The sequence below is a fragment of the Sphingobium sp. BYY-5 genome, assembly GCF_022758885.1.
In the GTDB taxonomy this organism is placed as follows: domain Bacteria; phylum Pseudomonadota; class Alphaproteobacteria; order Sphingomonadales; family Sphingomonadaceae; genus Sphingobium.
This window is the reverse complement of the sequence record NZ_JALEBH010000001.1, coordinates 26,155-40,458: the sequence shown is the minus strand read 5'-3', so window position 1 is coordinate 40,458 and position 14,304 is coordinate 26,155. Positions and strand designations below refer to the sequence as shown.

Genomic DNA, 14,304 nt, shown 5'->3' with positions numbered 1-14,304 from the left:
GGACCCATATCGCCCACCCATCGGGACATGAATGTCTCCCTGACGCCGGACGATTGGGCCGTCATCGTCCTCTCGCTCAAGGTCAGCCTGGTCGCGGTGGCAGCCATGCTGCCGATCGCCTTCGCGCTCGCCTGGGTGCTGGCGCGCTGGCGCTTCCCCGGCAAGCTGCTGCTCGACGCGCTGGTCCACCTGCCGCTGGTGGTGCCGCCGGTCGTGACCGGCTGGCTGCTGCTGATCCTGTTCGGCATCAACGGCCCCATCGGTCGCTGGCTCGATCAATGGTTCGGCGTTACTTTGCTGTTCCGCTGGACCGGCGCGGCGCTCGCCGCTGCGATCATGGCCATGCCGCTGATGGTGCGGGCGATGCGCCTGTCGATCGAAGCCGTCGACCGGCGGTTGGAGCAGGCCGCGCAGACGCTGGGCGCTTCCCGCCTGCGCAGCTTCCTGTCCATTTCACTGCCGCTCTCGCTGCCCGGCATATTGGCGGGCGCGATGCTGGGCTTTGCCCGCTCGATCGGCGAGTTCGGCGCGACCATCACATTCGTCTCCGACATTCCCGGCGAAACCCGCACCCTGCCGATCGCCATCTATGCTGCACTGCAGGTGCCGGGCGCCGAAACCACGGTCAGCCGCTTCGCGATCATCTCGGTCCTGCTTTCGCTCGGCGCATTGCTCCTGTCCGAACTACTCGCCCGCCGGGTCACGCGGGGGCATGTAACCCATGTCCTTTGACATCGCCGTCCGCCGCCGCCTGGGTGATCGCGACATCGCCTTCACCTGCCGCGCCGACGCCCGGCTGATCGCGCTGACCGGCCCGTCGGGCGTGGGCAAGACCAGCATCCTCAACATGGTCGCGGGCCTGCTGATACCGGACGAGGGGCATATCGCGGTGGGTGGCGAGCGGCTGTTCGACAGCGCCATCGGCATCGACTTGCCGGTCGCGGCGCGCCACGCCGGCTATCTGTTCCAGGATCTGCGACTCTTCCCCCATATGCGGGTCGACGCCAATCTACGCTATGGCCGCCGTTCCGGAGGCCGCCTTTCGCAGGACGAAGTACTTGCCTTTCTCGGCATCGGCCATCTGCTCCACCGGATGCCAGCAAGCCTGTCTGGCGGCGAGGCGCAACGAGTCGCGATCGGCCGAGCGCTCCTGTCGGCCCCTCGCTTCCTGCTGATGGACGAACCGCTCACCGGCCTGGACCGGGCGCGACGCGAGGAGATATTGCCACTGATCGAACGGCTGCGCGACGAGATCGGCCTACCCATCCTCTACGTCACCCACGATCTGCGGGAAGCCGAAAGACTGGCCGACCTGATCGTCGAGATGCCGGAGAATTGAACCGGCACACTATGAAATAGGTCGACAGGAAAGCGATTGGCCGCCAACAATGAAACCGATGGAACAGCAAGATAATGATGCGCAAACGCCACCGGACGAGGTGCAAACTGCCTCAACCGCCACGATCGAGCAACGTCTGGGCACTTTGGAAGGAATGATACTCCACAGCATCAGTCGCATCGATGGCGTGCAGCATCTGGTAGAGTTGCTCCTCAACGAAGCGCTTGCACGCCGCCAGACGAACACCTCTCGTCCCGAAACGGCTTCGCTTTGGTCGCCGGCAGGTTTCCCCTTTCTTCCACGCAATTATCCGGTCCATTTCGGCACCGAGCGCCCGTTCGACTATCGGGACGCGCAGGATTATCTGGCCAGCGGCTGGTATGACATGGAGCCTTGGGGCATCTGGGGCCGAGACACAGTCCAGACTCTCCGCTTCGCATTGGAAGAGCATCACGGCGGCTATGTCACCGTGCACCTGACTTTGTTGGCTTTAATCCCCCTTGGCGGGAATAAGGTTAACGTCGACATCAGCGCCAACGGCTATTTCCTGGGCAGTTTCCGTGTCGGACCATTGCCTCAGCTCGTACAGTTGCGCCTACCGCCATCCTGCGTTGACGGTGGTGATATTCTGCTTCAACTGCGCCCAGAAACGACCCATTCTCCCGCCTCCATAGGGTTGGCCCCGGATGGGCGCATATTGGGCGTCGGCCTGGTTTCGCTGGACGTAAGTTGATGCCCCTGACGCGCGGATTGGATGGCCGAGATGTCATAATCATACGATAGAGTTGGCAATCTGCCATTCCATCGGAGGATGTAAAATGGGGGATCGACGAACCCGAACATTCCATTTCCTCAGCACGGCTCCGCTCCCCTAACCATGCCTCCCTATGATATCCGTTGAGGCGGAATCCGGAAACTGTTCCTACCGAATCCACAAAGTCATGCAGAAAATCTTATCTTGATTGCGAAGCACGCCAATTTGTGGCTACTTCTTGATCTTAACGGATGAGGGAATCACAATTCCCGATGGGTTTGCACAATTTTCAACTTAACGCGCCGCATTTGAATGTGGATCAGCGAAGGAGCAAAGTACAAACACATGGCCAATCTTATCGTTACGGGAGGTGCGGGCTTTATTGGCGCAAACTTCGTTCGTCATTGGCGCAAGACGTCGCCCAACGATGCTATCGTCGTTCTAGACGCCCTGACCTATGCCGGCAATCCCGCCAATATTGCCGAGGTAGATGACATAAGCTTGGTGGAAGGGGATATTTGTGACACTTCACTGATTTCACGGCTGATAGCGGATCATGACATCGACACCATTGTCCATTTCGCCGCGGAAAGCCATGTCGACCGCTCGATCACCGGGCCTGACGCCTTCGTCACCACCAATGTGATCGGCACGCACAGCCTACTGAAGGCAGCAAAGACCGCCTGGCTCGACAAGGGGACTGGCCGACCGCATCGCTTCCATCATGTTTCCACCGACGAGGTCTATGGCACGCTGGAACTGGATGATCCGGCCTTCAGCGAAACCACGCCCTACGCGCCCAATTCGCCTTATTCCGCGTCCAAGGCCGGATCGGACCATCTGGTACGCGCCTATCATCACACCTATGGGCTGGAAACGACCACGAGCAACTGCTCGAACAATTATGGCCCTTACCAGTTTCCCGAAAAACTGATTCCGCTCTTCACGCTCAACGCACTGTCGGGCAAGAATCTGCCTATTTACGGCGACGGGATGAACATCCGCGACTGGCTGCATGTCGAGGATCATTGCATCGGCATCGAACTCATCCTGCGCAAGGGACGGGTTGGTGAGACCTACAATGTCGGTGGCGGCCAGGAACTGCCGAATATCGAGGTCATCAAGGAAATCTGTCATGGTGTGGATGAGGCTTTCGCCCGCAAACCGGCCCTTGCCACGATGTTCCCGAACGCGCCTGCCGCAAAGGGCCGTCCTTCGGGCGAGCTCATGACCTATGTGCAGGATCGCAAGGGTCATGATCGCCGCTACGCGATCGACGAGACCAAGATTCGTTCCGAATTGGGCTATGCACCATCGCGCGATTTCCCGCAGGGCTTCGCCGATACGCTGAGCTGGTTCCTCGACAATCAGGATTGGTGGCGTCCGCTGACCGGGCGGGCTGCGCTGGTCGCCTGACGGGCGATCGCCTTCCCGTCACTCAGGATTGAACCCTTCACCGGGCAGACTGTCAGTTAGCAAGGACTTTCGATGAAACTCGACCTCATCATTCCCGTTTATCGCAATGTCGATCTGGTTCGGGCCTGCCTGGAATCACTGACGGCGCATCTGGATGAAATTCGTGTCCATAGTCCAACGATCATTGTCATCAACGATTCGCCCGATGACGAGGCAGTCGGGCGCTACCTGACCGAGTGTCAGGCAGCAGGCCTTGTCGACATCTATATTCGCAATCCGGAAAATGTCGGCTTCGTAAAGAGCGTCAACAAGGGGCTAGCGATCGCCAAAAAACATGGTGCGGGCGCAATCCTGGTGAACAGTGACACGATCACCTACCAGAATACATTGTCGGAAATGGTGGCGGTGCTGCAATCCGATCCACAGATCGGCTTCGTCTGTCCACGGTCGAACAATGCGTCGATTGCCACCTTCCCTCAGTCCCCCCACAATCTCTCCGGCATCGCGACCACGCCGGAGATTTGCCATATCGCATGGGAATCAGTGTATCGCCATCTACCGCGCCATACGTTGGCGCCCACGGCAGTAGGCTTCTACATGCTCATATCCCCGCAGGTGATCGCCAATTTCGGTTATCTGGATGAAGAATTCGGGATCGGCTACGAGGAAGAAAATGACTTGGTGATGCGCGCCGGCAAAGTGGGCTATCGTGCCGCCCTCGCAAACCATGCCTTCGCCTATCATGCCGGCTCCGCATCCTTCATGCTGCATGAAATGGACTTGAAGGGACAGCAGCAGAGCAACCTTCAGAAAATGACGGCACGCCATCCCCAATTCCTGCCGCTGGTGCAGGAATTTGAGCGTTCACCCGAATATCGGGCCATGACCCAGATCAAGAATCTGGTGCCGACCGCCGACGGCAAGCTCAAGATCGCGCTGAACTTGCTCACTATGGGCAGCCATCACAATGGCACCAATGAGCAGAATGTGAACATTCTGCATGCTTTGGATGAACTGCCCCATGGCGATTTCGAAATTTACGTGATCTGTGATCGCACGGCAGCGGAATTTCATGGACTGAGCAAGTTGAAGAATATCAAACTGCGCACCGAGATCGCACCCGTCTATGCCATCTCGATCTTGCTCTGCCAGCCTTTCGACCTGCATGAGGTCAATGTCATGGAACATCTGGCCCCCATCAATATTTACGGAATGCTGGATGTCATAGCCTTGGATTGCGGCCATCTGCACGGCAATAATTTGGATGGCGGCAAGAATGTCTATACACTCTGGTCCCATATTGCGCGCAATGCCAACGGGCTGTTTTTCAACAGCCGATTCTCACACGATATTTTTGTCAGCCGATTCTCGCGCAAATATCGGGCGGACGACTATACTCGCCTCCTGCCAACCAGGCTGGCTGCCTACAAGGGCCGCTACGCCGGTCTGCCAACGGGACGTGAGCATGTTCTGGTGATGGGCAATCACTTCGCACACAAGGCAGCGGGAATCACGGGACGCATCATTGCCGAGCATATTCCCAGCCTCTCTGTCATCGTCATGGGCGCTGGCAATGGTGGAGAACTCCGTAATATTCGCGAATTGCAGGCAGGCGTGGTGCCTGACTCGGAAATGAACGAGCTTTTTGCCACAAGCAGCGTGATCGTCCTGCCCTCCTATTATGAGGGGTTTGGCCTGTCCTTGTTGCACGCGCTCACCCTGGGCAAACCGATTGTGGCTCGCGATATTCCCGCGACACGAGAGATTCTTTCGTCATTTGATTCGATCGAAGGCCTGTTCCTCTATTTTGATGATCAGGACCTGCCTGGACAGATCCGTAAAGCAGTCGAATTCGGGCGATCGACGGTCGTCGAGCGGGATGGCATAGATTGGCATGAATGGTCGAAAGGGCTGTTCGATTTTGCGACCGATCTGATCGCCAAGTCCGACTTGTATGACCGGCTTATGGATCGAATAGAAGATGGCGACGTTATGCGTAAGCTTGCAAGTGAAGTCGTCGCGCCACCACCGCCAGTCAACCTCACGCCGTCTGCGACGGTCGACGTACCCGCTATCCTCGCGCTCGACGATCAAGCCTTTGTCGAAGCTTTCTACAAGCAGGCGCTTGGGCGCAACCCCGACCCCGCAGGCCTCTCGCATCATGTAGCGTTGCTCAGCAGCGGCGTTTCGAAATCGGATATGCTCCGCTCGATCCTCCAGTCTCCCGAATTTGCGGAACGCCGCGCGTCAATCACCGTGATCGGCGCAGAATTAGTGAGCAAGAAGACCAAGACTGGGGGATGGCTGCGGACGCGCCACTGATCCGCGGCACCTTGTCGATCAACTTGCGAAAGTCGACCGGCAAGGCGCACAAAGGGCTTGACCGGCCTCCAAACCCCGCTTATCTGCGGCCTCCCAAGCGGGGCCACCCCGTTTCTGATGCCCGATCGTCTAATGGTAAGACTACGGACTCTGACTCCGTCAATCGAGGTTCGAATCCTCGTCGGGCATCCATTTCCCAAGATATTCCAGATAATTATAAGCAATCGGTCACGTCATGCCGACGCTGGCCTCAGTCCCTGAAAGCACGGCCTGCAGGATCAGGCGGCGTCACCCCGCACCACACCCATGGACCGTCGCCTGCGTCCGACCGGTTGCGGCATCGGCAACACTTCGGACGGCTCCTTTTCCAGTCGCCCGACCGCGTTGGCGACGAGCATCTGCAACCCTGCCTCACTGAGCAGACCCCCACGAATAAGGCAGCGGTCCTCCAACACACGGCGAAAAGCGGAATAGAGTTCCATATCCGGCTGACGTGGCGCTGCCCAGAAATCGTCGAGACTGGTATGGTGAACCACGCCAGGCACCTTGTAGACCGCATGGCCCAGCACGACCACCGGCTTGCCGCTGTTGAGCGCCAGCGTTCCCACCGTACTGTTCACCGTCACCACACCCCGCGACCTGCCCACCACTTCGGCAATGTCCCAGTCAGCCAGATAGCAAACCCGATCCGCGACTCCATAATGAGTCGCCAGCCGCTTTGTCAGGCGATTCCAGGCGACAAGGCCTGGATCGAGCGGATGCCGCTTCACGACCAGCAAGACATGTTTCGGAGCATGTTGCGCAAAGCTCTTGATGACGAAGCGCAAGGCAGCACGCATATTGCCGAAGGGCGAATGCACCCGGATCTGATAGTCCGAATTGAGCTGCAACGGCAGGGTGAAATAGGGCCGATCCTTGATCGCTTCCCATACTGCCAGCGATCGCCTCGCTTCTCCCTGCCGCATCATCAGCTTGCAGCACCAGGCGGCCGATTCGAGCAGAAAACTGTGTGGCCGATGTGTCCTGTAATAGGGGAAGTAAGGCCGCATCATCGCTGACGCGAGGCCGTTCCGCATGGTGTTGCGCGCCCGTGCCCGGAAAGTCGAAGGGACAGTCGGCTCGACAACTTCAGCATCAGGCAGGTTTTGCACCTGGTCGAGAAACCATTGCGGGTCGAGCGGCAAGGTCGAATTGCCGTTCACGCCATCATCCTGCAGCGTCAGAAAATCGGGCCGGATATAGCCTTCCTCCATACAATGGACGCGCAGACCGCGCAGGCGCGCCATGCCGTGCGCCGATGTATGATAGGGTCGGCAATCACCGTATAGGATCAGGTCGGTGACACCTAGATTGACAATGAAATCGTCGAAGAAGAGCGGCCAGTTGCGGAAAGTGCCACGATAATCCGTGGCCACTCCAGGCCAATCGATCTTGTCGCCGCCATTGATGTTGATCCGCAACGCGCGATGCCCCCTGTCGCGCAGGGCATCAGCCAACATCGCGAAATAGGGGCCATGCGGTCCTTGCAGGAACAGGAAAGTTTTCATCGACGCTTCAACCACGAAGATACTCTGCGGACAATGTCATAAATCTTCGTAACTTCCCCTGTAACGTCCGTAACCGGATAAGCGATGTCACCGGCGGCGTCGACCCGCTCGCCATGCGCTCGACCATCACTTCCGGTCCACATGGCAATTGCGTCGACGGATCCAGATAACGAGGATAGAGAATCAATGCAGCGGCGACAAGCTGATCCAGGGTCAAGCGCCGCCCCCGCCTGACGACCACCTGGGCAAGGTCGCGGGTCAGCCCCCAGCCGGCATAAAAGGGCATACCATGTACCGTGACGCGGCAGCCACGCATAAGCGCCTCGAACCCGGTCAGGGAGCTGAGGACATGCACCTCATCGACGGCCTGAACCAGTTCCATCAACGGCGCGCCGCTGTCGATCGCGTCGGCATGGGCAAGGGCGACGGCATCGGTCAAATGTCCCTTGCGATGACCGGCCTGCACATCGGGATGGGGGCGGTAGACGATCCAGGCGTCGGGTTCCGCACGACGCACCCGCGCAAGAAAATCGAGATTGCCACCGACATCCGCACCACCGAACCGGACAGATAGATCATCTTCGACCTGCCCTATGGCCAGCACCGTGCGCCGGCCTTCCGGGAGCGACAACATATCTCCAGCCTCCGGACCATATTTGGTCACACCGGCCGAACAGATGCGCGCGCGCAGTCGCGCCGCACGCTCAACCAGCGGTGCCGGGAAATCATGGGTCGCAAGCAGCATCTCCAGATCGCTCGCGGCACGCGCGTCATAATAAATGCCCGTGCGGTCGACGACCACCGACCCGGGCGGATGCAAGGCTGCGCCCAGGCCGCTCGATCGGATGAACCCATCCTCCACCTGCGCCAGCGCTATGTGCTGCGTGGCGGCAGCCTGCACGGTGGTTGACGGCACGCGGGATGGCCAGACAGCCAGCGCGCCCCTCTCCTGCCGCGCCCGGCGCAAACCGCGCGATACGGACAGAAGGGGCGGCGATTGCACCCCGTCCCACAAGAATAGGCGGATCGCTTCCCGCTTCCAGAACGCCATGCCGCTGGCTGCGGCAATGCCGCGATTGCCATCCAGATGCCGCCGCCAGTCGGCCAATTGCATAACGGCTGCGGCCGCATCCACCGGCTCACCTGAAAAAGGATCGCGATACCGCGCCTGGCCGATCGCGGCCCTTGCCGCCGCCCGCAGCCTTGCGGGATCGATCCGCGTGCCATCCGAACCGATCACCGGCACGCCCATCAACCCGGCGACCAGCGCCCATTCATCCTGCTCCATCGCATGGAGCGCCTGCGCGCCCTCGATCAGCGCCCAGGGATCACAATCGGCCGGCAGCATCCTGCCGACCACGGGCGCTCGCCCCTTCCCCGGCAGCAGGCCGATCTGATCGGGATACAGCCCCGCCAGCGCTTCGGGGTCAACCGGCGTCCCGATCCGCACCAGCAATCGCACCGGTGGCGGGCGACGCCCCCAGAAAGTGCCACCCACCCGTGCCGCAACCACGCTATCGAGCAGGCTGTCCGATACCGCCTCTCCATCCTGCCCATCGCCAAGCAGCATGGTTATCGCCGCCGTCGAAGGCGCGACATGGGGAAAGGGCGGGGATCGCAGAAAGGGAGTCATGGGCATGAGTCGGCAGTAACCGGCTGACCAGTCGATTCCGCCGCCGCCCCATGCCACATCTTCCCTGAGCGCATCGCGCACTGCATCTTCATGCCCCTTCGCCGCCATCCTTGGGCGGCGGGGGAACGAAGGTCAAGAAACAGAAGCCGTTACTTCTTCGATCAGATCGGCAACGATGTCAAAATAGTCACGCCAGGTCGGCGCGCGCCAGTCCGCGATCCGCGCCAACTGGGCCGCACGTTCCGCCGAATCCGGCGGGGCATAGGCGCAGATGGCGCGCATCCACCCCAGACCGTCGAGCGGATCGAGATAGTCGGGCGCAGCGCCACCCACCTCGCGATGGGCGATGATGTCGCTGCAAATCACCGGCACGCCCGCTGCCAGCGCCTCCACCACCGGCATACCGAACCCTTCGGCAAAGGAAGGCATCAGCATCGCCCTGGCATGGGCGACCAGCGCCTGCATCCGGTTGTCGGACACTTCGCCCGCTTCGATCACATGGCCGCGCAGCGCCTCGGCCCGTTCCAGCATGTCGATGACATTTTCATTTTCCCAACCGCGCCGGCCGACCAGCACCAGCATCGGCGCGCGGTCGCCCTGCTCCTCCACCAGACGCCGCCACAGGTTGAGCAGCAGAAGATGGTTCTTCCGCGGCTCGATGGTCGAGATGTAGACGAAATAGGGCCGGTCGGGCAGGCTCTCGTCCTGCGCGCCGAAAATGTCGGGCGGGTCGGCGCCGAAATGGGCGACGCGCACCACGCGCCCATCCAGCCCCTGCCTCATGTGCGGCACAAGCGCGTCGATCGTCGCCTGGCTGTTGCCGATGATGCCGCTGGCATAGCTGTCGATCGTGCGCACCCGCTTGCGATGCTCGTCGGCGCCCTGGGGCCGCGCATATTCGGGATGGCTGAGCGGGATGACATCGTGAACCAGCGTCACCAGCTTCGCCCCCTCGGCGCGCAGGATCGCGCCGACCTGGCCATGATCGTCCAGATGGTGCGGCGACACCTGCAGATAGATGCGCGGGCGGGTCGCGCGCGGAACGGGGCGGGGCCGGGTGGCGAACATGTGGCGGACCACCGCCGCCTTGCCCTCTCCCGCGTCGGCCGATCGGGCGTTGCGCCATTTGGCCGCGGTGAAGGCTAGGAACTGGCGAACGGCGGCACTGTCCAGCCGGCCATAATAGCCGCCCGCCGGATGGACGGCGGCGAAGGCCAGCCGATCGGGAAGCCGCTCCAGCAATTCGCGGGCATAGACATATTCGACCCGGTCGATCCCGGTCGGCGCCGGATGGAAAGCCCGCGAGAGCAGCCGCGACAGGTCGAGGATAACCTCGCTCTCGCCACGCTGACCCAGGAACCGCTCGCTGGCGCGTTTGGACCGCAGGGCCAGTCGCGCGCCGGGCGCATTGAAGGGACGCAAAGCCATCTCAGCGCCTGTCCCGCAGAGGGGTGGAGAAGGAAAGAGGCATCAGAGCTGCGCGCGAATCTCGTCGGCCAACGCCTGCAATTCGCCTACATCCACCGGCGCGCCATGGCCATGGGCGGCAAAGCCCCTGGGGTCGCCCTCCCAGCGCGGCAGGATATGAACATGCAGGTGGAAGATGGTCTGCCCCGCCGGCGCGCCGTTGAACTGCGCGATCTGGATACCGTCGGGGTCGAGCGCCTTGCGGATGGCGGTGGCGACCTTCTTGGTAGTCGCCATCACCTGCGCCAGCGCCTCATCCTCGATCTCCAGCAGGTTGCGGGCCTTGGACCATTTGGAAATGACCAGCGCATGGCCCCGCGTCTGCGGCATGATATCGAGGAAGGCGAATGTCGTATCGTCCTCGTAAATCTTGGTCGACGGGATCTTGCCCGCCAGGATCAGCGCAAAGACATTGGCGTCGTCATAGGTGCCGTCTAGGCTCATGGAGTGACCTTAGCTGATATAATGGGCGGTCGTCTTAGCAGTGACTTCCTCCGCGGTCACGCCAGGCGCCAGTTCGAAGAGTTTGAACGGGCTATCATGGTCGGGCCGCTGGAACACGCACAGGTCGGTGACGATCATGTCGACCACATTCCGGCCGGTCAGCGGCAGGGTGCAGGCAGGGATGAACTTGGGATCGTCATTCTTGGACACATGCTCCATCACGACGATGATCTTCTTGACGCCCGCGACCAGGTCCATCGCGCCGCCCATGCCCTTGATCATCTTGCCGGGGATCATCCAGTTGGCGATGTCACCATTTTCCGCCACTTCCATCGCGCCCAATACGGTGAGGTCGATATGCCCGCCCCGGATCATCGCGAAGCTGTCGGCCGAACTGAAATAGGCCGACTGCGGCAGTTCGCTGATCGTCTGCTTGCCCGCGTTGATGAGGTCGGCGTCCTCCTCCCCCTCATAGGGGAAGGGGCCGATGCCCAGCATCCCGTTCTCGGACTGGAGCGTCACTTCCACGCCATCGGGAATATGGTTCGCCACCAGCGTCGGAATGCCTATCCCTAAGTTCACATAGAAGCCGTCCTGCAATTCCTTCGCCGCGCGCGCGGCCATCTCGTCACGAGTCCAGGGCATTATTGCTTCTCCCCATCGGTGGGCAGCGCCCACCTTTTGTCCATCGGAAATATGTCATCAAACCCGCCCTTCAGGCCGCTGCCATAGACGGGGTTGGGCAGCACGAACCAGCCATTGCCCCACAGACCCGCGATCGGCGGTTGCAGGGTCGCGGCGCGGCGCGCGGGTACGGACTGCCCGGCATTGAACAGGTCGGAAAAGTCGCCAAGCTGGTCGCCGCCCATGGCGATGACGCAATATCTGGAGGAAATCGTCCAGCGGCGGCCATCCTTGCGCGGACCCATCGCGTCGTCGCCGCTCAGATAGAGCGTCTGGCCATGCACGACATCGCCCAGCCCCGCAGCCTTGATGGCGCGCGCGGTCGCATCGGCATTGGCGGCCGCGCGGTTGGTGTTGAAGATGACCGTCACGCCCAGGCCACGCAGGGCGGCGACGCCCTCGACCGCGCCCGGCACGGCGCTAACCGCACCCTCGCCACTCTTCTCCCATGCATCCCACTCGGCGGCGTTCCAGCCCCGACCGGTCTTCGCATCATGATATTCATAGCCGATGTTGAGCATCACCGTCTCATCGACATCGAATATCGCAGCAAGCGGCCTGTCGCCACAGGGCAGGAATTTCGGCGTATCGAGGCTCGCCCCGTCCGCCAGCACCACGCTGTCGACCGGGCGCGCCTTCACCTTCGCCGTCACATAGCCCAGCAGCGCATGCCAAGCCTGCACCGACAGCGCCGACGCCTCGCCCGACCCGTACAGATACTGCATCCCTGCGGGCGGATTGGCGGGCGGCGCGGAAACAGTCGCGGGCGGCGCGGAGACCGTTGGCGTCGTTGCACAGGCTGCCAGCGGCGCCAGCAGCAACGCCAGGCCTATGCGCGTCATCACCGGCATCAGGCCGCTTCCCGCGCCCGCGTCGTGCGAAACTCGATCTTCTTGTCGTAAGGCGCGCCGATGATCATGCGCTTCACATAAATGCCCGGCAGGTGGATCGCATCGGGATCGAGGCTGCCGACCGGCACCACTTCCTCGACTTCGGCGACGCAGATCTTAGCCGCCGTCGCCATGGGCGCGTTAAAGTTGCGCGCCGTCTTGCGAAAGATCAGGTTGCCGCTCTCATCGGCCTTCCAGCCCTTGATGATCGCGATATCGGCGAAGATGCCGCGCTCCAGGATATAATCCTGTCCGTCGAAATTCTTGACTTCCTTGCCCTCGGCGACCTGCGTGCCAACGCCGGTCTTGGTATAGAAGCCGGGAATGCCCGCGCCGCCGGCACGGCAGCGTTCGGCCAGCGTCCCCTGCGGGCAGAACTCGACTTCCAGCTCGCCGGCCAGATATTGCCGCTCGAACTCCTTATTCTCCCCGACATAGGAGGAGATCATCTTCTTCACCTGCCGCGTGCGCAGCAGCTTACCCAACCCCTCGCCGTCGATCCCGGCATTGTTGGAGGCGATGGTAAGGTCCTTGACCCCCGAATCGCGGATCGCGTCGATCAGCCGTTCGGGGATGCCGCACAGGCCAAAACCGCCCGCGCAGATATGCATCCCGTCGAAGAGAAGCCCCTCCAGCGCAGCCGCGGCATCGGGGTAGAGCTTGTTCACCATCGCCTGTTCCTCTTCCGTCTTTGCTCCTGCCATAGGCAGAGGAAAGGAGTCGGTCAATTTGCTGCGATAGCGAAAAGAAAGGATTTACGGCAGGGTCAAATCAATCCCGCCAGCGGGCTGGACGGATCGGCATAGAGGCGCTTGCCCATGCGCCCGGCGCGATAGGCCATGCGTCCCGCTTCCACGCCCGCTTTCATCGCGGCAGCCATCAGCACCGGGTCTTTCGCCTCGGCGATGGCGGTGTTCATCAGCACACCGGCGCAGCCCAATTCCATCGCCACCGCCGCTTCCGACGCCGTGCCGACGCCCGCATCGACCAGCACCGGCAGCTTGGTGCCTTCCACGATCAGGCGGATCGTCACCCTGTTCTGGATGCCCAGTCCCGACCCGATCGGCGCACCCAGCGGCATGATCGCAACGGCGCCCGCATCTTCCAGCCGCTTGGCGGCGATCGGATCGTCGACGCAATAGACCATCGGCTTGAAGCCTTCCTTGGCGAGGACTTCCGTGGCACGAAGCGTTTCCACCATGTCGGGATAGAGGGTTCGCGCCTCGCCCAGCACTTCCAGCTTCACCAGGTCCCAGCCGCCCGCCTCCCGCGCCAGGCGCAGCGTGCGGATCGCGTCCTCACCGGTGAAGCAGCCCGCCGTATTGGGCAGATAGGTGATCTTCTTCGGGTCGATATAGTCGGTCAGCATCGGCGCACTGGGATCGCTGACATTGACCCGGCGCACCGCGACCGTCACGATCTCCGCGCCAGACGCCGCCAGCGCCGCCGCATTCTGCTCGAAACTCTTATATTTGCCGGTGCCCACGATCAGGCGCGATCGGAAGGTCTTGCCCGCCACGGTCCAACTATCGTCGTCGACCGGAGACGCATCGCCCCCGCCGACAAAATGCACGATCTCCAGCTCGTCGCCATCCTCGACCCTGACCTGCGCCAGGGTGGACCGCGGCACGACCTCCAGATTACGCTCCACCGCCACCTTTTCCGGCACGAAACCCAGTTCGCTCGCCAGGTCAGCCAGGGTCATGCCCTGGCGGATGCGGCGATGCTCGCCATTGATATGGATGGAGATGGTGCCGTCTATGCTCACTATGCTTTCCCGAATGGCGAAGATGTCTCGACTAAGCGAG

Annotated in this window: 13 protein-coding genes and 1 tRNA gene; 6 read left to right on the top strand and 8 right to left on the bottom strand. The window is 61.5% G+C overall.

What is annotated here, in order from left to right:
• The first annotated feature begins 27 nt into the window (after window positions 1–27).
• From modB to MOK15_RS00190, 6 genes are all read left to right on the top strand, one after another.
• Complete coding sequence (gene modB / locus MOK15_RS00215) at window positions 28–732, top strand: molybdate ABC transporter permease subunit (protein WP_242929736.1); 705 nt, start codon at window positions 28–30, stop codon at window positions 730–732.
• Window positions 722–1,339 (top strand): ATP-binding cassette domain-containing protein, encoded by a 618-nt coding sequence (locus MOK15_RS00210; RefSeq protein ID WP_242929735.1) that lies wholly within the window; start codon window positions 722–724, stop codon window positions 1,337–1,339. The genes modB and MOK15_RS00210 overlap by 11 nt, the downstream gene beginning before the upstream one ends.
• 49 nt (window positions 1,340–1,388) lie before the next feature.
• Complete coding sequence (locus tag MOK15_RS00205) at window positions 1,389–2,072, top strand: hypothetical protein (protein ID WP_242929734.1); 684 nt, start codon at window positions 1,389–1,391, stop codon at window positions 2,070–2,072.
• Between the two features lie 366 nt (window positions 2,073–2,438).
• Complete coding sequence (rfbB, locus tag MOK15_RS00200) at window positions 2,439–3,509, top strand: dTDP-glucose 4,6-dehydratase (protein ID WP_242929733.1); 1,071 nt, start codon at window positions 2,439–2,441, stop codon at window positions 3,507–3,509.
• 72 nt (window positions 3,510–3,581) lie between these two features.
• A complete protein-coding gene (locus MOK15_RS00195) occupies window positions 3,582–5,831 on the top strand; it encodes a glycosyltransferase (RefSeq protein ID WP_242929732.1) in 2,250 nt (749 codons plus the stop codon).
• 118 nt (window positions 5,832–5,949) lie between these two features.
• Window positions 5,950–6,023 (top strand) — tRNA-Gln (locus tag MOK15_RS00190).
• Between the two features lie 86 nt (window positions 6,024–6,109).
• On the opposite strand, the gene MOK15_RS00185 is transcribed toward MOK15_RS00190, so the two are convergent.
• From MOK15_RS00185 to thiS, 8 genes are all read right to left on the bottom strand, one after another.
• Window positions 6,110–7,393, bottom strand: a complete 1,284-nt coding sequence (locus MOK15_RS00185) for a capsular biosynthesis protein (protein ID WP_242929731.1) — start codon at window positions 7,391–7,393, stop codon at window positions 6,110–6,112.
• Window positions 7,386–9,017, bottom strand: coding sequence for a beta-3-deoxy-D-manno-oct-2-ulosonic acid transferase (locus MOK15_RS00180; RefSeq protein WP_242929730.1), 1,632 nt, complete (start codon window positions 9,015–9,017; stop codon window positions 7,386–7,388). The genes MOK15_RS00185 and MOK15_RS00180 overlap by 8 nt, the downstream gene beginning before the upstream one ends.
• A 126-nt stretch (window positions 9,018–9,143) precedes the next feature.
• A complete protein-coding gene (locus MOK15_RS00175) occupies window positions 9,144–10,439 on the bottom strand; it encodes a glycosyltransferase family 1 protein (RefSeq protein WP_242929729.1) in 1,296 nt (431 codons plus the stop codon).
• A gap of 42 nt (window positions 10,440–10,481) precedes the next feature.
• Complete coding sequence (locus MOK15_RS00170) at window positions 10,482–10,922, bottom strand: HIT family protein (RefSeq protein ID WP_242929728.1); 441 nt, start codon at window positions 10,920–10,922, stop codon at window positions 10,482–10,484.
• A gap of 9 nt (window positions 10,923–10,931) precedes the next feature.
• On the bottom strand, window positions 10,932–11,567 hold the full coding sequence (locus MOK15_RS00165) for a CoA transferase subunit B (RefSeq protein WP_242929727.1): 636 nt from the start codon (window positions 11,565–11,567) through the stop codon (window positions 10,932–10,934).
• Window positions 11,567–12,457, bottom strand: coding sequence for an HAD family acid phosphatase (locus tag MOK15_RS00160; protein WP_242929726.1), 891 nt, complete (start codon window positions 12,455–12,457; stop codon window positions 11,567–11,569). The genes MOK15_RS00165 and MOK15_RS00160 overlap by 1 nt, the downstream gene beginning before the upstream one ends.
• Window positions 12,457–13,167 (bottom strand): CoA transferase subunit A, encoded by a 711-nt coding sequence (locus MOK15_RS00155; RefSeq protein WP_242932582.1) that lies wholly within the window; start codon window positions 13,165–13,167, stop codon window positions 12,457–12,459. Before MOK15_RS00155 ends, MOK15_RS00160 begins: the two co-directional genes overlap by 1 nt.
• A gap of 95 nt (window positions 13,168–13,262) precedes the next feature.
• The gene (gene thiS, locus MOK15_RS00150; protein WP_242929725.1) at window positions 13,263–14,264 is read right to left on the bottom strand and encodes a sulfur carrier protein ThiS; all 1,002 of its coding nucleotides are present in this window, start codon (window positions 14,262–14,264) and stop codon (window positions 13,263–13,265) included.
• Window positions 14,265–14,304: the final 40 nt, after the last annotated feature.